Consider the following 23,899-nt stretch of genomic DNA (forward strand, 5'->3'; position numbering starts at 1 on the left):
AAATTCCAACTCAGCTACTACTGTTATGAAAAACCAAAGTTTACTTTTATCTTTTATAATTTTTATATTGATACTAGTTTCTTGTGGTACCTCAAAATCAATGCATCATTTGCCGGAAATTTCGAATTATAATACTGTAAAACCAGTTGTAACAAAACATTCAAATGCACTTTTTACATCTGGAAAAAATTCACTTTTAAAAAACAAACAAGGCCTTTGGGAATTGTATGTTGAAGGCGATCCATTAGAAATCGGACTTACAACCGGCGCTTTATCAGATTCACTTTTAAAGAAACAGGAACAAATATTTTTCGGCAGAATTGAAGATATTGTTCCTTCAAAATTTCAGCAAAATTTACTTCGGAATTTTCTAAAATGGTACAATCGAAAATTATATTTGAATGTTCCCAATGAATATCAAACGGAAATTTACGGCGTTTCGCAATACACTTCGCAGGATTTCAATAACATCGCACCCCAATATCAACGCAGTTTATACCTGCATGCCGCACACGACATTGGTCACGCTTTACAGGATTTGGCTTTGGTTGGCTGTTCGTCTTTTGCTGCCTGGGGTGAAAAATCTGAAGATGGAAATTTAATTCTCGGCCGTAATTTTGATTTTTATGTAAATGATGCTTTCGCAGAAAATAAAATCGTCGCGTTTATAAATCCGAAAGAGGGTTATCCTTTTATGACGGTTACCTGGCCCGGAATGGTGGGTACGGTTTCGGGAATGAATAAGGAAGGTTTAACGGTAACGATCAATGCCGGAAAATCGAAAATTCCGATAATTGCCAAAACACCAATTTCGATTTTAACCCGGGAGATTTTACAGCACGCAAAGAATATTGATGAAGCAGTTGCAATTGCAAAAAAAAGACAATTGTTTGTTTCAGAATCTATTATGGTTGGAAGTGCACACGATAATAAAGCCGTTTTGATTGAAGTTTCTCCCGAAAAAATGGATGTTTTTGATGTCGCAAACAGCAATCAATTAATTTGTTCAAACCATTTTCAAAGTGATGCTTTTAAAAATGATGAACGAAATCTGTCGCAAATTGCCAACAGTCATTCCAAATATCGTTATGACAGAATGCAGGAACTTTTTAGTGAAAGCCCAAAAATTAATCCAAAAATAGCATCTGATATTTTAAGAAATAAAGATGGTTTACAAAATATGGCGCTGGGTTATGGCAACGAAAAAGCGCTAAATCAATTGATGGCACATCACGGAATTATTTTTAAACCGAAAGAAAAATTAGTTTGGGTTTCTGCAAATCCGTATCAATTGGGCGAATTTGTGTGTTATAATTTAGATTCGATTTTTAAAGAAAGAAAAACAGATCTTCCTGTTTCATTTGAAGAAGAAAACCTTAATATTGCCAAAGATCCTTTTTTAGAAACTACGGCTTTTTTAAACTATCAAAAGTTTAGAATTGAAGACCACAAAATGGATTTGTATTTGAAGAATAAAACAAAAATTCCTTTCGAATTTATTCAGAATTACCAATCTTTAAACCCGGATTATTGGGTTGTGTATTATAAAGCGGGATTGTATTTTTACGAACAGAAATATTTTCAGTTTGCACAAAGCAATTTTGAAAAAGCATTAACCAAAGAAATTACAACTGTTCCTGATAAAGAAGCAATTGAAAAATATTTAAAAAAACTCAAAAGAAAATGAACACGATTCCAACAATAGAAGAAGGATTCTTTAGAACAAATTAAAAATTTTCAAGAGCAGAAATTAGCAGAACTTTTATCTTATATCAGTCAAAATTCTCCTTTTTACAAACGTCTTTTTGCTGGTCAGAATATCGATATTTCGAAAGTAAAAACGCTGGAAGATTTACAGCATTTACCAGTTACAACAAAGGAAGATTTACAACAATATAATGATGATTTTTTGTGTGTTCCGCAGCATAAAATTATCGATTATGCCTCGACTTCAGGAACTTTAGGCGATCCGGTTACTTTTGGTTTAACTGATTCTGATTTGGATCGACTGGCTTATAATGAAGCGATTTCGTTTGCCTGCGCCGGAATTGCAGAAGGCGATGTTGTGCAATTAATGACAACAATTGACCGAAAATTTATGGCTGGTCTGGCTTACTTTCTGGGATTAAGAAAACTGCAGGTTGGTGTTATTCGCGTTGGTGCGGGAATTCCGGAATTGCAATGGGATTCCATTTTAAAATACAAACCTTCGTACTTAATTACGGTTCCTTCTTTTTTATTGAAGTTAATTGAATATGCAGAAGCACACGGAATTGATTATAATAATTCGAGTATAAAAGGTGCAATTTGCATTGGCGAATCATTACGAAATCAGGATTTTTCGATGAATACTTTGTCTAAAAAAATCACTGAAAAATGGAATATTCAGTTGTTTTCGACTTATGCTTCTACAGAAATGAGTACTGCTTTTACAGAATGTGAACATGGTATTGGCGGACACCATCACCCGGAATTAATTATTATTGAAGTTTTGGACGAAGAAAATAATCCGGTAAAAAATGGTGAAATTGGCGAGTTGACTTTTACTACTTTGGGTATTGAAGCTATGCCTTTATTGCGTTTTAAAACCGGAGATATTGTACAGCTTCATAATGAACCTTGCGCGTGCGGAAGAAATACCGTTCGTGTTGGTCCGGTTGTGGGTCGTAAAAAGCAAATGATAAAATATAAAGGTACTACGCTTTATCCGCCTGCGATGAATGATGTTTTGAGCGATTTTGATAACATCGAAAACCATATTATCGAAATCTCTACCAACGATTTAGGAACAGATGAAATCCTGATAAAAATCGCCGCCAAAAATCAAACCCCTGAATTTTTACAAGAAATAAAAGATCACTTTAGAGCCAAATTAAGAGTAACTCCAAAAATAGAATTTGCTCCAAAAGAAATATTAAATCCTTTGGTTTTTAATCCGATGAGCAGAAAACCTATTCGCTTTTTTGATTACCGTAAAACAACTGTTTAAAAGGTACAAAGTTGCAAAGGTTCACAGGAACAAAGGTTTAGCCTCTCAATATAAAACCTTTGCAACTTTGTTACTTTGAACCTTTGAACCTCAATTTGGTACAAATTAAACTAAATGTTGTAATTTTGCACAAAATATTGAAGATGGTCAAGATTGGCAACATAGAATTACCCGAATTTCCTTTATTACTCGCACCGATGGAAGATGTAAGCGATCCGCCGTTTCGCAGATTATGCAAAACGCATGGCGCTGACATGATGTATTCAGAATTTATTTCTTCGGAAGGATTGATTCGCGATGCTATCAAAAGTCGAATGAAGCTGGATATTTTTGATTACGAACGCCCGGTTGGAATCCAGATTTTTGGTGGTGATGAAGAAGCAATGGCGCTTTCGTCTAAAATTGTTTCTACAGTAAAACCAGATTTGGTTGATATTAATTTTGGATGTCCGGTAAAAAAAGTGGTTTGTAAAGGAGCCGGAGCCGGAGTACTGAAAGATGTTGATTTGATGGTGCGTTTGACAAAAGCCGTTATCAGAAGCACTGATTTGCCTGTAACAGTAAAAACACGTTTGGGCTGGGATGACAGTTCTATTAATATTGATGAAGTTGCAGAAAGACTTCAGGATATTGGTGTTCAGGCTTTAACAATTCACGCCAGAACCCGCGCGCAAATGTATAAAGGCCACGCCGATTGGTCGCATATTGCACGTGTAAAAAATAACCCGAGAATTACAATGCCAATTTTTGGAAATGGCGATATCGACAGTCCTGAAAAAGCATTAAAATATAAAAATGAATACGGAATTGACGGTATCATGATTGGCCGCGCCGCAATTGGTTATCCGTGGATTTTTAACGAAATCAAACATTTCTTTAAAACCGGAGAACATTTACCTGCACCAACAGTTATTGATCGTGTAGAAGCCGCCAGAAACCATTTAATGTGGTCGATGGAATGGAAAGGCGAACGTTTGGGAATTGTTGAAATGCGCCGTCATTATACCAATTATTTCAAAGGTATCCACTCTTTTAAAGAATACAAACAAAAACTCGTTACAACCGACGAACCTGAAAATCTTTTTGCTATTATGAAAGAAATTGAGCAGGTTTATGCCGGATATGAATTTGTTTAAAACATATAATCTTTGTCAAAGTTTTGAAACTTTGACAAAGATCTAAATACAAAAGACCTTCAAATTTGAAGGTCTTTTTTTTATTATGCGGAGAATGTTATTTATTCTAAAACATTTTTCGTTGAATTTCTTTTAGCAAGATCAATTGCTGATTTTAACTCAGAAAAGAATAATTCAGCTTCTTTAGCATTTCTAATAGATTTAGATAAATTATCATTGTTTTTTAATTCTATGATATTATTATCCATCATGCTTTTTTTAGCCCTGGAAGCTAAGGCAATTTCTTGAATTTTATTAATTTTATTTTGAATAGAATCTTTCATACAGCAAATTTAAAAATTATGATTTAAATTAAACATATAATATCTATAAAGATCACTAGATTTTCTTTGTAGATTAAATGGCTCTGGTTTTGGTTTAAAAAATGCCAATCCATCAATATCTAATTCAATTGTTCCATTTCTTAATAATCTCACATACCAGTCTACTCCAATAATAACTATGAAGTCTTGTAAATCTTTATAATTATATCTAAACATTCGATGATATAAATTGGCGCGTATATCATCTGAACCGTCTATACCAATTGTTGCATGAGGATTGTCTTTTAGAAAAATTATAGAAAATAAGATAATGGTTGAAAAAACTTTATTACTATCTTGATGTTTAAGATTTATAGAATCATTAATTTTTCCAGTTGAATCAAATGGACCAAAAGCGAGATTGTAAACATTTGGTAACAAAGAATCTGCGATGTTTGTAAACTTAACTTTTAGTTGAACTATTTTATTATTCTTTAATTGAGATTCAAAAATATATTGATCGAAATTAGAACTTACATACGTCGCTTCAAAAGTATTTTCTAAATTAATTTTAATCATAAGAAACATTAAATTTACACAAACAAAATTAATATAAATTTCTTACAAATAAAAAGACCTTCATAAATTGAAGGTCTTTTTATTATTCTAATTATACTTGAATACGTTTCCACTTTCCTCTTTTATAAAAGAAAATCCCTGCTAAAGTTATAGCTGTTTCGGCAACCGGAATTGCGATAAACACTCCTGTTGGTCCCATATTAAAATGTTTTGCTAATACATAAGCTAACGGAATTTGGAACAACCAAAATCCAAAGAAATTAATTCCCGTTGGTGTCCAGGTATCTCCTGCTCCGTTGAAAGTGTTTATTAAAACCATTCCAATTCCGTAGAAAATAAACCCTACACTCATAATTTGTAAAGCTTCAACTGCAACTGTTCGGACCATTTCATCATTCGTGAAAAATGAAATAATATATTTTCCAAAACATAAGGTAATAACCATAATGGTTGCCATAAAAATCACGTTGTATTTAGCTGTTGTAAACACAGATTTTTCGGCACGTTCAATTTGTTTGGCTCCTAAATTTTGCCCTACCAAAGTTGCGGCGGCATTACTTAACCCCCAAGCCGGAAGAATGAAAAACATCATAATTCGCAACGCGGTTTGATAACCCGCAGATCCGTGATCGCCTCCGGTTGTTGCTACTAATTGTGCCAGAAAAATCCAGCTGCAGGATGCTATTACAAATTGTAAAATCCCCGGAGCTGCAATTTTTACTAATGCTTTTATCTGCTTGAAATCTGGTGCGAAATAGGCAATTTTGATTTTTAAAACATTGTTTCCCGAAAACAAATGATACACTTGATATAATACTCCAATGCTTCTTCCTAAAGTTGTAGCCAACGCTGCGCCTGTTAATCCGAAAGCAGGAATTGGTCCAAGACCGTTAATTAATATTGGACATAAAATAATATTGCAAATATTGGCCAGCCATAAACTTTTCATGGCAATTGCTGCGTTTCCTGCTCCACGAAATATTCCATTAATTAAGAATAAAAGCATGATACATAAACTTGAGCCAATCATAATTTGTGTGAAACGATAACCGTGTTCTGCCGCATCTGCAGACGCTCCCATTAACATTAATATATCTTTAGCATAGATAACTCCGAAAATGCTCATTACACTATTGACTGCAAATGCAATAATGATGGACTGCATTCCTGCTTTTGCCGCTGCGACAGGATCTTTTTCTCCAATACGTCTTGCCACAACTGCGGTTGCCGCCATGCTCATTCCAATTGCGAGGGAATATATAATTGTTAAAACAGATTCGGTTAAACCTACGGTTTGAATTGCAAAACTACTGTGCTCTAAATGTCCGACGAAATATAAATCGACTAAAGCAAAAACGGATTCCATCATCATTTCTAAAACCATCGGAATGGCTAATAAAATGACTGCTTTTTTGATACTTCCGGCAGTATAATCAAAAGATTCATCGCCTTTTAATGCTTGTGTTAATGTGGTGAAAATTTTAGAAAATAAACTTCTCTTTATTGTAGTTTCTGTCATGATTTGTTAGGATAAATGATAAGATTAGCCCAGATACACTATATCTGAACTCAAGAAAATAAACGTAAGTATCCTAATTATTCTAAAAAATAAATTAGGACTAAGCAGAAACAATCATAAGGCTGTACTTTTTGAGAGGATAAATATAGTAATATTTTTAGGAAGAAATATTAATCTAATAAGTTTTTGCTTACGCGACTGCTGGCAATTAAAGATGCTACGAAACCAAGCGAAACAATTGTTGTCATCACAATCAATACATTTTCCAGATTAAAAACAACCGGATATGCTAAAGTTGGCGTTATCATAATCAGCTCGTATTGCTGTTGTAACAGGACTAAAATAATACCCAAAACAAGACCAACAATTCCTCCAAAAACACTTAACAAAGTTCCTTGCAATAAAAATATTTTTCGGATACTTTTAATTTCAGTTCCCAAATTGAAAAGGGTTTTTAAGTTTCCTTTTTTCTCTAAAATCATCATAATTAATGCTCCAACCAAGTTAAAAAGTGCCACGATAATTACTAATGTAAAAATGAGGTAAACCACAATGTTCTCTGTATTGAGCATTTTATATAGAGATTCATTTAGTTGTGCTCTATTTTTTAAAGTGATTTTGTTTTTGAAAATTTTATCTAGTTGAGTTTTGATTGCGCTTTCATTTGCATTTTCTTTTAAATGAAATTCAATTCCTGAAATTTGATTGGGTTTGTACATGAGTAATTCCTGTGCTAAACCTAAATCAGCAAATACATATTTAGAATCTAAATCTTCGCTAATGGAATAAATTCCAACTGGCAAAACATCAGTTTTATTAAATGCTTCTTCGGGATTTTCAAAAGCTCCTTTTCCGGGTTTTGGCGCAAATATCTGCAGCGGATTTTCAAAATCTAAAATTCCCATCGAGAAATCTCGGGCAATTCCATAACCCACAACAACCTGATATGTTTCAGGCTTAATCCATTGCCCGTTAAAAAGTTTTTTGTTGATGTCATTTACTACGGGATAAAGACTATCAACTCCTTTTAAATACGTAACCTGCTGTTTGTCTTTAAATAAAAACAAAACACGTTCTTCAATAATTTTGGTATACGAAGCAACTCCGTCAATTTTCTTAAGCTGTTTATCCTGATCCGGGGTTATCAAAAATGATTTTCCAATTGTACTTGTCATTTTTAAGTCAGGATCTATTTCGTTTGTAAACGAAAGACTGAAGACTTTTAATCCGCTAAAAACAGATAAAACCACAAACAAAGCCATTGTACCAACTATGATTCCTAAGCTGGCAATACGATTGATAATATTAATAGCATTATTTTTACTTCTGCTAAAAATGTAACGTTTGGCTATGTAAAGGGGGAAATTCAATTTATGATTTTCTTCTTTTTCTAAAAGATCACGGTTTTCTATTGGGTTTTCTCTGTTTGATAAAGCATTATCAATTTTCTCAATATAATCTAATGAGTCATCGATAAAAAATACCAGGTTTGGTACACGGCGCAATTGCAAACGTACACGTTGTGATAAATCGTGTTTGATTAATGTGGTATTTGATTTTATTCCTTCTAAAGTTTCCTTCGCTTTATCCTGAGGAAAAATGCTTAAATAAACCGTTGCCACAGATAAATCTGAAGTAACACTAACTTTGGATACCGAAATTACCAAATTACTAATTCCGTTTTTTCGCACTTCACCTTGCAAAATATCAACCAGATCTTTCTGGATGACACCGCCTATTTTTTTCTGTCTATTTGTTTCCATAATGCAAAAATACTATTTTTAAATTTCATCAATGCAATTTTCAAATGAACAATGGGATGATTTTTACATTCTTATCTTCTTTATTTCAAATTTCGATCTTTTTCATCAAAAAAACCAATAAATCCTCTAGTTGGTTCATTGTTTGGTGATGATAAAAATCATGTTATTTGTGAGAATTATTACACATCTTTGATAGAATAATAAACTCTTTAACTATGAAAAAGCGAGAACCAATCAGTCATATCATGACCAAAACCGTAGTGACTGCAAATGAAAATGACAACTTAAAAAATGTTGTTGAGCTATTAAGAAAAAATACTATTCGACACATTCCAATTGTTCGGGGTAAAGATGTAGTTGGTATTATCAGCCGAACAGATATCAACCGATTAACTTTCGGTGCTTTATTTGAAGGACAGGAAGGTGCAGATGAAGCCATTCTTGACATGCTTACTATTTCTCAGGTTATGACTTCAAAACCCAAAACCGTTTCATCTGATACTATAATTAGGGATTTGGCTGAAATTTTTGTGAAAGAAGATTTCCATGCTTTGCCTGTTGTAGATAATGGTCAGCTTAAAGGAATTGTCACCACGACAGATGTTGTAAAATATTTTCTTGAACAATATACTAATTAAATACTTATAAAAAAGGGAGCCAATTGCTCCCTTTCTTTTATCTGTTTTGTAACCATCCTTCCGGATTATTATTTGATGTGTTTTGAAGAATCAAAAACTTAATAATTGTTTTTCCGGTGTCGCCACTTGTTCTTACTTTTCCAATACTTTGTTTAACTTTTACTTTGTCACCTTGTTCAACAGATACCTGACTTAGATTTTGATATACTGTAAAGTAATCTCCATGCTGAATAAAAACAGCTTTGTTTACAGGCGACAAGGCTATAACTTTTGATACTACTCCCTCAAATACTGCGCGTGCATTTGCTCCTTGTTCTGTAGTAATCTCTACTCCAGAATTATGAACCGTCAATGTTGGATATACTGGATGTGGCTGATCTCCGTAGCCAAGAGATATAAATCCTTTCTCTACCGGCCAAGGCAGTTTTCCTCTGTTTGCTTTAAAATCGGCAGCTAAAATTTTACCTTCCGGGGTTAATGTAATTCTATCTGATGAATAACTTTTAGGCGCTGCAGCCTCTGCTTTATCTGCTTCGCTGGCTTTACCTTCTGCGATTCTTTTCCGTCTCTCTTCTTCGGCCCGTTGATTGGCTAATCTAATTTGTTCACGGATAAGATCCTTAATTTTTGCGTCAATTCTTTTTGATTCCTGCTGTTTAGATCTTGTATCGGCAATAATTTTATTTTTGTCTTTTTTAATTTCGTTAACCAATTTTTGCTGTTCTTTCTTTTCAACTTCTAAGCTTTGCTTTTCTTTTTCGTTTTCAGCAATAATTTTTTTCTTAACTTTTCTTTGTCCGTCCAATTTGGCATTATAATCAACTAATTCATTGGTTTTTGACTCAATTTCTAAACCTTGATTTTTTCTGAAATTGGTATATTGTTTTAAGTATTGTGCTCTTTTATAGGCTTGCAGAAAACTTTCTGAAGATAAAATAAACATGGCTCTGCTTTGTTCAGAGCGGCTTTTGTACGATTTTAAAATCATTTTGGCATAATCTTCTTTTAAAATAGCCAATTCTCTGTTTAGTTTATTAACCTTCAATTGGTTAATATACATATCGTTATTTAGAATCTTTTCTTGTTTTGCCGTTGTATTGATAAGTTTTTCTTTCAGCTTAATTTTATTAGCCTGAATTAAAAACACATTTACTGCTGATTTTTCTTTTTTCTTTACAGATTGCAACATTTTTTCGTTGTCTCTAATTTCCTGCTGAATCTGAGCTTTTCGCTGTTCAAGTTTTTCTTGCTGCGAATCCTGTGCCCATCCAAAAGTTGTGGCACATATAAAAATTAGGCTGAGGAGAAATTTCGGCATGTTTATCTTTTTCTTTTTGCAAATTTACTTAATTAAAACTTTCTTATAACCACCCGGTACGCTATAAGGGAAAGAAAGTTCTTCATTAAACGAAATATTATTGTAATTTAAATTGATGTCTGTTTTTCCTTTCGGCTGAATTGCATTAATTTCGATACTTGTTGGAAGATTTCCCTGATCGAAAGTTTTATTATCAGCATATTTTATCTCTAACATAATATTTTCTGTTGCCTGTGAAATCTGCTCTTTTTGCAGCAAATATTTTTCAGGTTCAAGAAAGAAAGCTTTTTTCAATTTAGTTTCTTTTTCATCTTCTAATCGAATCAGGTTTTCTACAATGGTCTGGGTGTATTTTCCTTTTCTTAAATCGTCTAAAGCTTCTCCAACTAATAAATTTTGTACTTTACTATAATCAAGTTCTGTTCCCAGCCATTTGCTTAAACTGGTAAAATCTCCTTCATAATAGGTACTGTTTATTTTCTCGTAATAGCTTACGCTTGTTGGTGTAATCAATGCTTTTGCCATTGTGATTCCAAGAAAACGAACGCTTATTAAAATCTGTTTATCTTTTTCAATTTTAATTTCTGCAGTAACATTCTGACTTTGTTTTTCATCAACATATCTGGCAGCTGCTTTTATGTATAATGTTTTGAAATCTAGTTTATTGTCGTAATGTTTCTCTACTACTTTGTTATCCGTTTTTGGTGCAACTTCTGTCGTATTGTTTTGTACCGCAACAGCTTTAGATTTACATGAAATCATAAAAACTGATACTAATACAAGTGCTATATATTTTTTCATCTGAATTTTTCTCTTTTACTTCTTTTTCTTTAATAATTCATTTGCCTTCAAAAAGTATTCCTCTTTTTTCTTAGCGTCTCCCAATCCATTATAAGCTTCTCCTAATTGAAAATTAAAATTTGCCTCCAGCTTAGCATCATCAACCACATAATCTAATCCCATTTCTAAAACGGTTTTTGCATTTTTAAATTGCTTGAGCTGATTGCTTCCCATTCCGGCAAAATAGTAAAATTGCGGCTGACTCGGGTAAACTTCAATCATCATCATGGCTCTTTTTGTCAGAGGTTCAAATTGTTTTGCCTGTGTATAAGCATCAAGCAAAAGCAAATTGGTTTCACGATCTGTATCTGAATTGGCGCTTAAATCTTTTTCATAATACTTAATTGCATTTTCAAACTGATTTTTGCTATGATAAAATTTTCCTATTTCTTTTGCAACATCAACGTTCGGGTCATTATCAAAATAACCAATTGCTTTTTCTAAAGCCGGCGCATATTGCGGGTTTTTATTCGTATAAATCAAAAACTCATTTAGTGTTCGATGTTTTATTTTCGAATCAATTTTTGAGCTTGCCAAAATTATATTCATCGAATTAATCGCTTTGTCAGCCTGGTTAGCATCTAAATATACTTTAAACAAACTTACCTGCGCCCACTCTGATGTTGGGATTTCTTTTGCCAATTGTTTTGCAACATCCAAAGCTTTATCCGTTTCATTTGATTTTGAATACAAAGAAATCAGATCTATATAATTGGATTCTTCTTTCGGATTTTTTTAATCTGATCAATCAAATTCGACGCCTCTGCATTTTGATATTTTCCCTGCGATAAAATCTGCATTTTATAACGATCGCGATCTTCAGATTTTCCAAACTTATCGTTCATTTCATTAATCGTTGCAAGCGCTTTGTCATACTGATTTGAAATCATATACAACGAAATTAAATCGTCTTTATATTCTTCGTCAAACGGAATAATTTTTTGAATCGTTTCGATTGCCAAAGGATAGTTTTTGGTTTCGTAACTTACATCGTAAATTCCCAGCCAGTACCATTTATTTTTTGGATCTAATTGTGTCGCTTTTTCAAAAAAACTTTGGGCATTACCATAATCTTTTAAAGACAGGTAATTTTTACCTAACTCAAAATAAGCTACGGCATCATTAGGCTTTAGTTTGATACATTTTTCTAATGATACGATTGCTTTATCGTAATTTTCAATTCCTTTTTGTTTCAATGATTCATAAAAAGAGTCCTGATATTCATCCGTTGCCATAGCAATATCTTCCGGATTGGTTTGTGCCATAACCGAAAATGCATTGCTGAACAAAACGAATACTAAAATTACTAAAACTCTTTTTTTCATCATTTACATAATTTCTTTTTAAATTATTATTCTAAAACAGAATAATCGCCAATGCTAATACTTGTAAACTTACCATCGTAACTAACGTGGTTTCCGATCATTGCATTATCCAGGTTAGCATTTTTTATTTGCGAAAAAGTTTGTACCAAACTGTTTTTAATAACGCTGTCACTTACATGACATCCATTTCCTAAAGACACGTTTGGACCAATTGTTGTATTTTTCAACACTACATTTTCGCCAATAAAACATGGTGGAATAATCGTAGAGTTATCTAAAGTTACGTTATAATCTACTAAATGTTCGCCATCATTATGTAAAAATCCTAACATTCTTGTGTTAGTTTCTACGGTTACATCTTTGTTTCCGCAATCCATCCATTCGTCTACGCTTCCGGTTTTAAAAACTTTTCCGTTAGCCATCATTGCTTTGATTCCGTCATTAATTTGATATTCACCACCATTCTGAATATTATTATCCAAAACACCCTGAAGTTCTTTTTTCAAATCACCAACTTCTTTAAAATAATAGATTCCGATAACGGCAAGATCACTTACAAATTCTTTTGGTTTTTCTACCAATTCTATTATTTCATTGTTACTGTTTAATTTAACAACTCCAAATGCTTCCGGCTGATCTACTTGTTTTACCCAAATTACAGCATCTGCAGAAGGATCTAATTCAAAATCTGCTCTGATCAAAGTATCTGCATAAGCAATTACAGCAGGACCTGATAAAGATTCTTTGGCGCACATAATCGCATGACCGGTTCCTAAAGGCAAATCCTGACGATAAATAGAAGCTTTTGCTCCTAAACTTCCAGCTAATTCTTCTAAACTTTCTACAAGATCATTGCCAAAAAAAGCAGGATCTCCCAAAATAAAAGCCACTTCTTCAATTGGTTCTTTTAATATTTTGGCAATATCTTCAACTAAACGATGCACTATAGATTTTCCGGCAACCGGAATTAATGGTTTTGGTACTGTTAATGTATGTGGTCTAAGTCTTGATCCGCGACCAGCCATTGGAACGATTATTTTCATTTTGAAATTATTTAATATGGGAAGATTTAAAATCTTCAGTTTGGTTAGTTCAAATTATGATGCTGGCGTAAAAATTAAATTTGTTCTAATTTTTTACCGCAAAGTTCGCAATCCCGATAGCTATCGGGATTCGCAAAGATTTTTAAGTTTCATTTCATTTTTAAGATCGCAAAGTAATTGGTTAATACAAACTGATCACTGAAATCTGCGACTAAAAACTGATAACTACTTTACGCCAGTGCTTCCAAATCCGCCTTCGCCTCTTGATGTTTCAGAAAGTTCTCCAACTTCAATCCACTCAGCTCTTTCGTGTTTGGCAATAATCAATTGTGCAATTCGTTCTCCATTCTCGATTACAAATTCTTCGTTTGATAAATTTACTAAAATTACGCCTATTTCTCCTCTATAATCAGCATCAACAGTTCCCGGAGAATTTAAAACAGTCACTCCTTTTTTGCAGCCAGACCACTTCTTGGTCTTACTTGTGCTTCGTAACCAATTGGTAATTCAATAAAAAGTCCCGTTTTTACAATGGTTCTTTCTAATGGTTTTAATGTTATTGATTCGGTCAAATTGGCACGTAAATCCATTCCTGCCGAAGCAATTGTTTCGTAATTAGGTAACGCGTGCTGTGATTTATTGATTATTTGTATTTTCATTTTTATTTTTAAAAGATTAAAAAGCTAGATTACTTTCTATTCATAATTCCTTTGATTGTGTTTTTTTCGTTATGATAAACAAAATAGATGAACGCTAGTAATAACGGAATTCCAACAAAATAATTTTCTCTAAATCCATAAAAAGAAATTGCCGAAAACAGAATTGAAATGCCCAAATAAGCACCAATTTTATTCATATCATAAGGTATTGGATAATATTTATTTCCTAAAATGTATGAGATCAACATCATACTTCCGTAAGCAGAAATGGTTGCAATTGCAGAACCATAATAACTGTATTTTGGAATTAACATATAATTTAAAACCAAAGTTACAATAGCACCAACTATAGAAATATAAGCGCCTATTTTTGTTTTGTCCGTCAGCTTATACCAAACCGATAGATTGTTGTAAATACCCAAAAAGAAGTTCGCCAGAATAATTAATGGAACTACTTTCATGGCTTCCCAATAGGATTTATTATCAAGCAATAGATATTTTAAAACATCTGCAAAAACAATTACTCCCAATAAAATTAGCGATCCGAAAATCACAAAATATTTAGTGATTACTGCATAGGTTTGCGGTGCATTTTCATTTTTTGCATGACTAAAAAAGAAAGGCTCAATTCCTAATCTAAAAGCGGTTGCAAACAAAACCATGAACAAACCTAATTTATAACAGGCCGAATAAGCTCCAACTTCTGATTTCGCTAAATTTTCAGGTAACAAATACCCAAGTAAGATTTTGTCGAAATGTTCGTTTACTGCAAATGCAAGACCGGCAACCAAAATTGGTAAACCATATTTCATCATTTTTTTCCAAAGTACGGGATCAAATTTTCTTCCCAAATAAAGATAATTTGGAGAAAGCACAACAAATGTGGCCAAACTTGCCAATAGATTTGCGATGAAAATATAAGCAATCTGGAAATTTTCTACATATAAATTATCCCAAACCGAATTAGGATTTGCAGCTGCAAGTTTTGGCAGGTATATTAAAAAGAAGAAATTAAGCAACATATTAATTACTACGTTTCCTATTTTAATTGCTGCATAAACCATTGGTCTTTGGTTGGCTCTTAGTTTTGAAAATGGTACCAAAACCAAAGCATCCAATACCAATATCCAAACCGAATAAGTGATATATTGTGCGTCGACTTCTGCCCAATTTGCTAAGGTATTTCTAAAAATTAATGCTGCAAAAAGAAATCCAATTGACGACCAAAATATTGATATAGTTGATGTTGCAATTACATTTTGCTTATCTTCTTCGGCACTGTAAAATCTAAAAAAGCGGTTTCCATTCCGTAAGAAAGAACCACGTTAAAGAAAACCATCCATGATAAAACAATCGAAACTTCTCCGTATTCAGCCGTTGGTAAAATCCCGGTATAAAGCCGCACTAATAAAAAACTTAGCATTCGGGGTAATACTGTCGCTAATCCGTAAATAGCCGTTTGTTTGAATAGATTTTTATATAATCCCAAAATATGTATGTAATAAAGTTTGTAAGACAAAAATAACCAATTCTTTCGTTTATTATTGATTTTGTTGATTCAATAAAAAAACTTAGACATAATTTATACTGTTAATTTTTTTTCGTCTAAAATTTTAACAAAATGAAAACCCTTTGGTCCGTAACCTTGATTGTAGTAAAAACGGTGCGCCGCAAAATTTCCAGTAAAAGCATCCAGGACAATACTGCTGCAATCGAGATTTATTGCTTTTTGTTCAATATAATCCGTTAGTATTTTTCCAATTCCTTTTGAACGAAATTCAGGATTAACTACAAAATTATCGATTTCAAGATATTTACCTGTCCATAATTTAGTTGCCGACCAACAACCGGTAATTCCAAGGCAAACTTCATTTTCAAAAACTCCAATCTGAATATAGTTATGAGGTATCATTTGAGAAAGATATTCCTCATATTTCTCAATGGAAAGATTAGGATAAAGAAAACGCATCGTTTCAATTTGCTGCAGCATTTCCTTAATTGTGGTGAGTTCTTGTATCTGTAATTTCATTATAATAGTAAATGGAAGTCAAAAATACTCAATTTTTTTTATAGCCAATTATAAGATACAAAACTAAAACATGTGAAATGTATAAAATTTTCATAAAAATTATATAACTTTTTTTACGACGTATCTTCTTAAATTTGTAATACAGGGATTGAGAAAGCTAAATACAACCCTTATAAAAAAGGAAGCACTGGGACTGATAAAGCTTGTTTGTTCCCATAAAAGACAAAGCGATAAGGGATTGATTCTGCTGTATTGTAACCCTAAAAAAACAGAGCATTGGGACTAATAAAGCTAGTTTGTTCCCATAAAAGACAAAGCAAAAGGGATTGATTCTGCTGAAATGTAACCCTTAAAAAAACAGAGCATTGGGACTAATAAAGCTAGTTTGTTCCCATGAAAGACAAAGCACTGCAGATTTTTATCTGTCTAGTAATTTTATAAAATGGTATTGATTCTCGGTTTATGAATGAATTGAGAATCACCATTTTATAAGTTTTATTTAAAACGAAAAAACTAAAACTACTATAAAGAAAAAGAGCCGACAATTAATTGTCGGCTCTTTTTGTGTTTTTATTCCTCTTTATCTTTTAATTCAAGATTAACATTTTTCTCTGTTTCTTTCGGTTCAGGAATGTCTTCTTCGGTAAGTGTTTTTAAAACTTGATTGCTGATTTTTTTTAATTTCACAATTCTGTTTGCCTGATTCTGAATACATTTTTCGAATAAATTTCTAACTACTCTGGCGTTTCCAAAACTTTCATTTTTACTTTCGTACAATAAATCAAACGTATCTGTTAGTTTTTCTTTGGCTTCTTCAGCAATAATAAAATCAGATTTTGAGCAAAATGATTCAAAAATCTCGAATAATTCTGCCGGCGTAAAATGATTAAAATAGAAATATCTATTAAAACGAGATCGCAGTCCCGGATTAGATTCTATAAAAATCTTCATCGGTTCTGTATATCCAGCAACAACAACTGCCAAATCTTCCCGATGATCTTCCATTCTTTTCAATAATGTATTTACAGCTTCGGCTCCATAGTCGTTTCCAAATGCGTTCTGATTTAAGGCATAAGCTTCATCAATAAACAAAACACCTCCAAGACTTGATTCTACAGCAGTGTTTACTTTTGTTGCTGTTTGCCCCACATAACCTGCGACCAGGCCTTCTCTGTCGGTTTCGTACATTTGACCTTTGGATAAAAATCCTAAGTGTTTAAAAATTCGGCTTAAAAGTCTTGCTACAGAAGTTTTCCCGGTTCCAGGAGGTCCAAGAAAAACGGTATGCAATGTGATTTCGACATTTTTTAATCCTTGCTTTGAACGTTTTTTTTGTATTTCCAACAAATTAATCAGTTCCGAAACATCTTTTTTTACTTCTGCTAAACCAACAAGATTGTTTAATTCTTTAAGAACTTTTTCAAGCGTATCTTCCTCCGGAATTTCTATTTCTTTTTTATCCGTTTTTGATTTGCTTAAATTTAAACCCAAATAATTGCTGAAAGCTGTTGTGTTTTCAAACTTTTTGCCAAACGCAAAATGAATGAAATTTTGATATTTGAACAGAATTCCTTCTAATTTAATATTCTTTTTTTCGGATAATACTTCTGGCAGTAAATATTGATTTTGCTGCGCGTTTGAAGTTATTATCTTATTGTCTTTTTTTATTTTTATGAGATGATTTTTAAAGCTCTCTGTAAAAACCAACTGATTCAGTTCACTTACAGAATTTTCATTTGCAAAATGCTTGTTGCGCAAAACATCATAATAATAGGCCAAAACAAATTCTTGTCTTTCATTTTTTGCTTCGGGTTCTCTTTGATAAAGATCAATAATATCCGAAAGAAAAAAATGTTCTGCCTTAAACAATAAGCCTTTAGAAAAAACTGGATTAACTGCTTCATTTATCTTCTGAATAAAATCTGTATCCTGATTTAACTCACTGCAAATATCAAGAATCTGTCTGGTTTCCTTTTGCATTTCTATAATAAACGAAGCCGTAAAAACGGCTTCATTCGTAGATATATTTGTTTCTAAATATTTTTTTAGAGACAAAAATGATTCTTCAATAATCGATATTGGATTGTTCTTTTTTGACATATGTTTATTTAAGAAATCATCATTTGATGAATAATTTCTTTTGATAATTTTAAATGATCATCACAATAATCTTTCCAGGCCAATTCCATTTCTCTTAGATCATATTTGGCCACAATGGTTCCATAGTTTTCTTTTTTTCCATTAATGGTTGGGTGTCCAATAACGTAAATGGTCTGCGCTAACTCAATTGCCAGTTCAATATCATGCGTAGAAAAAATAACGGTATTATACTCAGATGATTTACCTAATAACTCAAATGATTTTTTTACTTCCTGAATATTTCCAACATCCAATCCCGAAAAAGGTTCATCTAAAACAATGAACTGATCAGATGAAAACAATTGTTCTATAATCGCTGTTCTTTGTCTTTGTCCTCCGGAAAGTTCATTAGGATATTTGTCTTTACAGTTTTCTAATCCCCATTCTTTCAGGTATAACTTTATTTTTTCTTCTTTTTCAGTATTCGAAAGTGTTGTTTTTCTTAGCGAAAATTTTAAAGCTTCAGTCACTGTTTTATGTCTGAACAAAGTATATTTTTGATCTACAAAACCAATGTCACCTTCGCATACAGATTTTGCCGCATTTAGTTCTTTGTTTTCAAAATCTCTGATCAATATTTTTCCGGAATTCGTTGAAATCAATCCTGTCAATGCTTTAAAAAAAGTTGATTTTCCTCTTCCTGATCTTCCAACAAAAGCAATAACTTGTCCCGTACAATCAACTCCTTCTCTAATTACGTCTTTTTCTATAAGACTTATATCCTTTATAATAACGGTATCATCGTAGGCAACGCTAAGATTTTCTACATACAAAAGCGTCTCTTTATATTCGTGTGTCATGATTATATTTTTGAATATCTAAATAGTGCTTTTCTTAAATAATTTATTCCTGCATCTAAGCCAAGACCTATTAATAAAATGATGATTTGAAGTGCAATGATTCTTCCGGTATTCATAAACTTATCAGAGTTTTTAATCAAAAATCCTAGTCCTCCGGAAGCTACCACAATAGATTCTACCGTAACAAGCATCATCCAGGTTATGGCAAGATTTTGTCTGATTACATCAATAACATAATCTATTCTTCCTAAAATAATAACCTGCAACAGAACTTCCCAACGGGTACATTTTAGCATTTTGGCATGATCAAATTCTTCTTGCGGAATATCTTTGATAACAGCTATTAATGAAGTCGTTAAAAAAGTTGTCAGGAAAATGACCAAAATCCAAACCTGCATTGTTCTCGCCTCATGAATAACCATTGTAATATAAAACGAAAGACCGGTAAAAGGTAAAAATCTAAATTTTGTAACGAATTCGGAAATCGATTTTAATAACGGTATTGGCCATGCATAAGCAAATAACAAGGAAATTAAAGTGGCAAAAAAATTGAAACAAAACACAATTTCAACGAATTGAAAATATGCACAACCAAACCTTCTTTATACAAATCTGAAAAACCTGTTAAAACCTGAGACGGTGAAGGAAAAAGATGTTTTTCGCCAGATGTTGTTGCAAACCAAATAATAATCAAAAGAACTAGCCAGCTTATTAAAATAAGTGTTTTGTTAAGTTTTGATATTTTTTCAAAGGGAGTTAAAATTTTTATCATGCTAATTGTAAAAAAGGCTATCTATTACGATAGCCTTTAATTATTTATTTTAAGAAAGTAATAACTACACGTCTGTTTAATGCTTTTCCTGAAGCAGTATTATTATCTGCAATTGGATCATTTTGACCTTTTCCGTCAACTAATTGAAAACGATTTGCAGGAATCCCTTTTTGTTTTAGGTAATCTACAACTGCTTGTGCTCTACTTTTTGACAAAGCTAAGTTAGAATCAGGATTTCCAACATTATCAGTATGTCCAACAACAGTTAATTTTGTGTTCTCTGCCTGAACTAAAAGGTTGTAAATTTTTTCTACTTCCTTGCTAGATGAACTTGAGATGTCAGCACTTCCGGTATTAAAATTAATTTTCCATTCTCCGGAAGCTACAACTTCTTTTGCTTCACTACTATAATCTGCTTTATCTGCAGAAGTCGATTCGATATCGTTGATGTTTTTCAAAAAGAACAAGTTTACTGCCTGATCGTAAGGAACAACAGCTCCAACGTTTTCATTAAATCCAAATGGATTCAATTCTGTCAAATATCCAGAAACCTGATTATAAACAGATTTGTATCTGTTTACACCATCTGTCAAACCGTAATATTGCATAGCATCAGCATAATTAAATACTTTTGAACCCCCCATATTATAGGTTAATCCGCCTTTAGTTCCTTGTTGTCCTTTGAACATTTTGTACCAATATTCAGGAGTTTCAAGTTTATAAGTTGCTGCAACTGCTTCTGAAGCCCTTACTTTCCAGTCTTCATAATTTTTCATTTGATTTGAAGCCGTCAATGCCGATTTCAAAATATTAGAAACAATATCCGGATTTTTCACTGCCCATTCTTTCACACCAATAATAGTAGTTGGCATTTGGTTATTGAATTCTTTTGTAGAAACAATATCAACAAAACCAGTAAGTTTATCAAAAACCGTTTTATCTCCGGGAGTCCATGTTGCACAACCGTCGATTTTTCTGTTAACTGATTTTCCGGTTAATTTTCCATCTACAACTTCTTTCAAAGTAACAGTCCATCCTGTTGTTTGAGATTTTATCAATTCTTCTGCCGATTTAATATAATCATCATTTTCAGATGGATAAATATTTACCGCTTCAGCATCATAAGTTGTTGGATCAGGATTTACTTTTAATCCGTTTGCAAAACAATAGTTTACAGTAGTAACCCAGTCACCATCACCAAGAACTGCAGATATAACAGAACCTTTCATTGATTTTGGATCTGATTTCCAGTTTGGAGGTCCGATCAATTTATCTTCACCATAACTCATACCTACTGCTCCCATTACTTGTACGTGGTATTTGTCTTTTCCGTATTTTTCATCTAATGATTTCTGAACAGAACTAATGTAAAATGGCGCGCCATCACCCATAATGATAACAGCAAAAACACTTTTTTCTGAAGAAGGAAAAGCTTCACCTTTATCAAATTCTTCGATAAATTTCATTTGCATGTTACGCAATTCCGAAAGCCAGTCCTGACGAATAATTTCAAGATTAACTCCGTTTTTTTCCATCAATGATCCTTTTGTTGTTTTAGGACCACCATTAGAAACGATAATTCCAGACTGTGCATTCCAGGCATAAGCACCAATTCTTACTAGTGGTTTATCTGCAACTTCTTTAGATACTTCTGTAGACGGAAGAGCGATTTTTACGGCATTGCTAACATTATTAACATCTGTCTGGCTTAAATCTATACCGTTTAATTGTTTTGAGACAGCAGTCTTGATTCCAGGAGACAAATAATAAACGCCTCCTAAAATTACAGCAATTCCAGCAATAACGATTAATAATTCAGAAAACGTCGTTAACTTTTCTGTTCTTAAAATTTTTCCCATTTTTATTTAAAAATTAAATTTACTTGTATTAAAAAATATCGCCAAAACCACCGCCAGATAATTTATCTTCTTTGGTCATTTTATAATTTGGACTTGAATATTTTGTTGAATCCGGAATTGTATTGTCTCCTGTTTTAATTTCATCTGCTAATGAATCTAATCTTGAATAAAGTTCATCATTATCAACAGAATATTTAGATGTCAGCGCATCAATGTCAATCAGGTTTTCTGAAGTTTTAGCAATATCCTGAGCAATTGTAGAAGTTACAACTTCCAGTGCATATTCTAATTCCCAGTCTTTAGTAAACAACATCGCACTTTTTGCGCTTTCTGTTGCTTCTTTAGCATTTTTCGCAAACTCATATTCTTTTTGAAGCATCTTAACTGTAACATCAAAATCGGCAATTTTGATATCAATCGCTGTTCCCGCTAAAGTTAGTTTACGATCCATTTTTCCTAAAACATTGGCACGAACACCATATTTTTGGATAAAGCTTTTGCTTTGCTCATATTGTGTCGAAACTCTTTGAGAATCACTCAGCTTTCTGGCCAATTCACTTTGCAAGGCTACATACTCATCTGTATCTTTTGCAGCAACCCCATTTTGTTTCACCATTTCATCCATCGCTGATTTCAATTTTTCAGACTGGCGCTGTAAACTCAAAACATCTTCCTGAAATGCCTTTGCCTCTTTTTCAGATTTATTGGCTTCTATTTCCATTTCATTTTTAAGACCTTTAAGCTTTGCTTTAGTATTCTTAAAAACTTCACGGTTTTTAATCATTTTTTGTTTTTGCTCTTCTAATTCATTAAAAGGATTACTTTGTATTAATGCTTTATGAATATTTTTTGTTGCAAAACGAAGTGCCTTCATTATAACAGGAGCCATCATAACTAAAAAACCAAAAATACCCCAGTTGCAGATAAAGCGATTGCCTGACCCAACATTGTAAATAATGGCGGAATAATATAAGTCCAGATTAAATAACCTCCAACTCCTAATAAACCTAAGGCCAAAGCCAAAAATAATGACTTTTCTCCTTTTTTAAGTGCCCCTGATTTTAGAGCAATTTCTCCTTTAGATTCGTCAAAATGTTTAAGTATTGGCAATGTCAAAAGAGTGCTTCTTTCCTGATCAAATTTGTCCATTATAAATATTGATTAATTCCTGTTATTACAGTATTGATTGATGATAATATTTTTTGTTTTGCCAAATTATTAGCTTCCATTTTTAATTGAATTTCTGAAAGCTGCTCCATATTAACCGGATCAATTTTTTGAAGTTCTATTTTTTTAGCTTCTAATTCTTTTTGAAGTTCAATGATTTTTGCTTCTAAATCAGAAATACTTTTAGATAAATTATACTTTTCTTTCGTAATGGTATTATCTAAATCTGCTTTTTTAGTTTTGCCAATCGTATCATATTTAGCATAAACCTTTTCTATTTCAGTGATATAAAAACTTCCTTTTTGCAAAAGAAATTCTTTGGTTAAATCAGACTTAATCGATTTACCCATTGTAAAAGCCATCTGATAACTTTGTGGATTTGTAACTCCAACCGCCATAACAGATTTATAAAGCTCAAAAAAGTCAAAACCAGACTCATTCAATGATTCAAAACCTTTATCATAAATGTCAAAAATTTCATTTAAGAAAGGATTTGTCAACGAACCACCTGTTGGGAATGATTCTGCAACTTGATTCGGAAATTTGTTATCAGGAGTTGGGGAAATGGGTGCCGATGGTTGAGCAGCAGCTTTGCCCTCAGCATTATTATTAGCCTCATCATTGATGAAAAGACTTTTCCAATTAAAACTTTCTTTTGCCATTGTTTCTAGTGAATCTATTTTTTAATAACTTTTTGGTTGTTAAATGTTATACGCAGAAAGTGTTAAAAAGTTACTAATTTAAAAGCCTAAATATATACTTTTTTTACAATTTAAACATAACTAATTTATAACCAGATGCATTTATTGGTATTTAAATACGTGAAAAAAACTATTATTACTTATCGAAAAAGCTATTACATAGTAATTCTTGCTTTATAAAAATAAACATCAAATGTAATTAAAAAATCAATTCAATTATAAATCAAAAACATATAATTGTAAGTTATTTCTTGTTTTTAATTTTTCGTAAATCAATAAATCTTATTATGATAAATCCTAAACAAAAAGAGCCGACAAATA

At 32.5% G+C, this 23,899-nt stretch carries 19 protein-coding genes and 4 pseudogenes; 4 read left to right on the forward strand and 19 right to left on the reverse strand.

Features of this window, described 5'->3' with window-relative positions; all coding sequences use genetic code 11:
- Window positions 1-25: 25 nt before the first annotated feature.
- The 3 genes from ACZZZT_RS02265 (at window position 26) to dusB (ending at window position 4,125) form a co-directional block, all read left to right on the forward strand.
- Complete coding sequence (locus ACZZZT_RS02265; RefSeq protein ID WP_463459286.1) at window positions 26-1,687, forward strand: C45 family autoproteolytic acyltransferase/hydolase; 1,662 nt, start codon at window positions 26-28, stop codon at window positions 1,685-1,687.
- Window positions 1,688-1,726: 39 nt separating this feature from the next.
- Window positions 1,727-2,989: a flexirubin biosynthesis putative acyl-CoA ligase FlxY gene (gene flxY / locus ACZZZT_RS02270; protein WP_463462368.1), complete on the forward strand. Its 1,263-nt coding sequence runs from the start codon at window positions 1,727-1,729 to the stop codon at window positions 2,987-2,989.
- Window positions 2,990-3,132: 143 nt separating this feature from the next.
- The gene (dusB, locus tag ACZZZT_RS02275) at window positions 3,133-4,125 is read left to right on the forward strand and encodes a tRNA dihydrouridine synthase DusB (protein WP_073394480.1); all 993 of its coding nucleotides are present in this window, start codon (window positions 3,133-3,135) and stop codon (window positions 4,123-4,125) included.
- Between the two features lie 101 nt (window positions 4,126-4,226).
- Here the strand turns inward: dusB and ACZZZT_RS02280 are convergent, their stop codons facing one another.
- From ACZZZT_RS02280 to rbfA, 5 genes and pseudogenes are all read right to left on the reverse strand, one after another.
- Window positions 4,227-4,448: a hypothetical protein gene (locus tag ACZZZT_RS02280; RefSeq protein ID WP_073394479.1), complete on the reverse strand. Its 222-nt coding sequence runs from the start codon at window positions 4,446-4,448 to the stop codon at window positions 4,227-4,229.
- Window positions 4,449-4,457: 9 nt separating this feature from the next.
- Complete coding sequence (locus ACZZZT_RS02285; protein ID WP_073394478.1) at window positions 4,458-5,006, reverse strand: DUF6934 family protein; 549 nt, start codon at window positions 5,004-5,006, stop codon at window positions 4,458-4,460.
- 91 nt (window positions 5,007-5,097) lie between these two features.
- Entirely contained in the window at window positions 5,098-6,525 is a 1,428-nt protein-coding gene (locus tag ACZZZT_RS02290; RefSeq protein ID WP_073394477.1) for an MATE family efflux transporter, read from the reverse strand.
- A gap of 170 nt (window positions 6,526-6,695) precedes the next feature.
- Entirely contained in the window at window positions 6,696-7,895 is a 1,200-nt protein-coding gene (locus ACZZZT_RS02295; protein ID WP_073394476.1) for an ABC transporter permease, read from the reverse strand.
- A 69-nt stretch (window positions 7,896-7,964) separates the two neighbouring features.
- A pseudogene (rbfA, locus tag ACZZZT_RS02300) lies at window positions 7,965-8,288 on the reverse strand (30S ribosome-binding factor RbfA); the annotation flags it as partial.
- A 215-nt stretch (window positions 8,289-8,503) separates the two neighbouring features.
- On the opposite strand from rbfA, the gene ACZZZT_RS02305 reads away from it, so the two are divergent.
- A complete protein-coding gene (locus ACZZZT_RS02305; RefSeq protein ID WP_073394475.1) occupies window positions 8,504-8,926 on the forward strand; it encodes a CBS domain-containing protein in 423 nt (140 codons plus the stop codon).
- Window positions 8,927-8,963: 37 nt separating this feature from the next.
- Here the strand turns inward: ACZZZT_RS02305 and ACZZZT_RS02310 are convergent, their stop codons facing one another.
- The 14 genes and pseudogenes from ACZZZT_RS02310 to ACZZZT_RS02375 all read right to left on the reverse strand — a co-directional run bounded on the left by ACZZZT_RS02310 (window position 8,964) and on the right by ACZZZT_RS02375 (window position 23,539).
- Window positions 8,964-10,244, reverse strand: coding sequence for a murein hydrolase activator EnvC family protein (locus tag ACZZZT_RS02310; protein ID WP_042564859.1), 1,281 nt, complete (start codon window positions 10,242-10,244; stop codon window positions 8,964-8,966).
- 24 nt (window positions 10,245-10,268) lie between these two features.
- Window positions 10,269-11,045: a lipoprotein insertase outer membrane protein LolB1 gene (lolB1, locus tag ACZZZT_RS02315; RefSeq protein ID WP_463459287.1), complete on the reverse strand. Its 777-nt coding sequence runs from the start codon at window positions 11,043-11,045 to the stop codon at window positions 10,269-10,271.
- A 15-nt stretch (window positions 11,046-11,060) separates the two neighbouring features.
- Window positions 11,061-12,409 (reverse strand): annotated as a pseudogene (locus ACZZZT_RS02320) (tetratricopeptide repeat protein).
- 26 nt (window positions 12,410-12,435) lie between these two features.
- The gene (locus ACZZZT_RS02325; protein ID WP_463459288.1) at window positions 12,436-13,452 is read right to left on the reverse strand and encodes a sugar phosphate nucleotidyltransferase; all 1,017 of its coding nucleotides are present in this window, start codon (window positions 13,450-13,452) and stop codon (window positions 12,436-12,438) included.
- A gap of 225 nt (window positions 13,453-13,677) precedes the next feature.
- Window positions 13,678-14,111 (reverse strand): annotated as a pseudogene (gene dut / locus ACZZZT_RS02330) (dUTP diphosphatase).
- A 29-nt stretch (window positions 14,112-14,140) separates the two neighbouring features.
- A pseudogene (locus ACZZZT_RS02335) lies at window positions 14,141-15,600 on the reverse strand (lipopolysaccharide biosynthesis protein).
- 93 nt (window positions 15,601-15,693) lie between these two features.
- Complete coding sequence (locus ACZZZT_RS02340; RefSeq protein WP_463459289.1) at window positions 15,694-16,140, reverse strand: GNAT family N-acetyltransferase; 447 nt, start codon at window positions 16,138-16,140, stop codon at window positions 15,694-15,696.
- A gap of 570 nt (window positions 16,141-16,710) precedes the next feature.
- On the reverse strand, window positions 16,711-18,240 hold the full coding sequence (locus ACZZZT_RS02345) for an AAA family ATPase (RefSeq protein ID WP_463459290.1): 1,530 nt from the start codon (window positions 18,238-18,240) through the stop codon (window positions 16,711-16,713).
- An 8-nt stretch (window positions 18,241-18,248) separates the two neighbouring features.
- Entirely contained in the window at window positions 18,249-19,079 is an 831-nt protein-coding gene (locus tag ACZZZT_RS02350) for an ATP-binding cassette domain-containing protein (protein WP_463459291.1), read from the reverse strand.
- A 2-nt stretch (window positions 19,080-19,081) separates the two neighbouring features.
- On the reverse strand, window positions 19,082-19,606 hold the full coding sequence (locus ACZZZT_RS02355) for an ABC transporter permease subunit (protein ID WP_463459292.1): 525 nt from the start codon (window positions 19,604-19,606) through the stop codon (window positions 19,082-19,084).
- Between the two features lie 289 nt (window positions 19,607-19,895).
- A complete protein-coding gene (locus ACZZZT_RS02360) occupies window positions 19,896-21,710 on the reverse strand; it encodes an OmpA family protein (RefSeq protein WP_463459293.1) in 1,815 nt (604 codons plus the stop codon).
- Window positions 21,711-21,738: 28 nt separating this feature from the next.
- Window positions 21,739-22,602, reverse strand: a complete 864-nt coding sequence (locus tag ACZZZT_RS02365) for a hypothetical protein (RefSeq protein ID WP_463459294.1) — start codon at window positions 22,600-22,602, stop codon at window positions 21,739-21,741.
- Between the two features lie 2 nt (window positions 22,603-22,604).
- Window positions 22,605-22,859 carry a hypothetical protein gene (locus ACZZZT_RS02370; protein ID WP_463459295.1) on the reverse strand — a complete coding sequence of 85 codons (255 nt, stop codon included), beginning with the start codon at window positions 22,857-22,859 and terminating at the stop codon, window positions 22,605-22,607.
- Window positions 22,859-23,539 (reverse strand): hypothetical protein, encoded by a 681-nt coding sequence (locus ACZZZT_RS02375; RefSeq protein ID WP_463459296.1) that lies wholly within the window; start codon window positions 23,537-23,539, stop codon window positions 22,859-22,861. The genes ACZZZT_RS02370 and ACZZZT_RS02375 overlap by 1 nt, the downstream gene beginning before the upstream one ends.
- Window positions 23,540-23,899: the final 360 nt, after the last annotated feature.

This window comes from Flavobacterium sp. AC274 (assembly GCF_979258275.1).

Bases quoted from the DNA above. Each gene is read 5' to 3' on its own strand.
- ACZZZT_RS02265 (WP_463459286.1), top strand. From the start codon at position 26: ATGAAAAACCAAAGTTTACTTTTATCTTTTATAATTTTTATATTGATA.
- dusB (WP_073394480.1), top strand. From the start codon at position 3,133: ATGGTCAAGATTGGCAACATAGAATTACCCGAATTTCCTTTATTACTC.
- ACZZZT_RS02280 (WP_073394479.1), bottom strand. From the start codon at position 4,448: ATGAAAGATTCTATTCAAAATAAAATTAATAAAATTCAAGAAATTGCC.
- ACZZZT_RS02285 (WP_073394478.1), bottom strand. From the start codon at position 5,006: ATGATTAAAATTAATTTAGAAAATACTTTTGAAGCGACGTATGTAAGT.
- ACZZZT_RS02290 (WP_073394477.1), bottom strand. From the start codon at position 6,525: ATGACAGAAACTACAATAAAGAGAAGTTTATTTTCTAAAATTTTCACC.
- ACZZZT_RS02305 (WP_073394475.1), top strand. From the start codon at position 8,504: ATGAAAAAGCGAGAACCAATCAGTCATATCATGACCAAAACCGTAGTG.
- ACZZZT_RS02310 (WP_042564859.1), bottom strand. From the start codon at position 10,244: ATGCCGAAATTTCTCCTCAGCCTAATTTTTATATGTGCCACAACTTTT.
- lolB1 (WP_463459287.1), bottom strand. From the start codon at position 11,045: ATGAAAAAATATATAGCACTTGTATTAGTATCAGTTTTTATGATTTCA.
- ACZZZT_RS02325 (WP_463459288.1), bottom strand. From the start codon at position 13,452: ATGAAAATAATCGTTCCAATGGCTGGTCGCGGATCAAGACTTAGACCA.
- ACZZZT_RS02340 (WP_463459289.1), bottom strand. From the start codon at position 16,140: ATGAAATTACAGATACAAGAACTCACCACAATTAAGGAAATGCTGCAG.
- ACZZZT_RS02345 (WP_463459290.1), bottom strand. From the start codon at position 18,240: ATGTCAAAAAAGAACAATCCAATATCGATTATTGAAGAATCATTTTTG.
- ACZZZT_RS02350 (WP_463459291.1), bottom strand. From the start codon at position 19,079: ATGACACACGAATATAAAGAGACGCTTTTGTATGTAGAAAATCTTAGC.
- ACZZZT_RS02360 (WP_463459293.1), bottom strand. From the start codon at position 21,710: ATGGGAAAAATTTTAAGAACAGAAAAGTTAACGACGTTTTCTGAATTA.
- ACZZZT_RS02365 (WP_463459294.1), bottom strand. From the start codon at position 22,602: ATGATGGCTCCTGTTATAATGAAGGCACTTCGTTTTGCAACAAAAAAT.
- ACZZZT_RS02370 (WP_463459295.1), bottom strand. From the start codon at position 22,859: ATGGACAAATTTGATCAGGAAAGAAGCACTCTTTTGACATTGCCAATA.
- ACZZZT_RS02375 (WP_463459296.1), bottom strand. From the start codon at position 23,539: ATGGCAAAAGAAAGTTTTAATTGGAAAAGTCTTTTCATCAATGATGAG.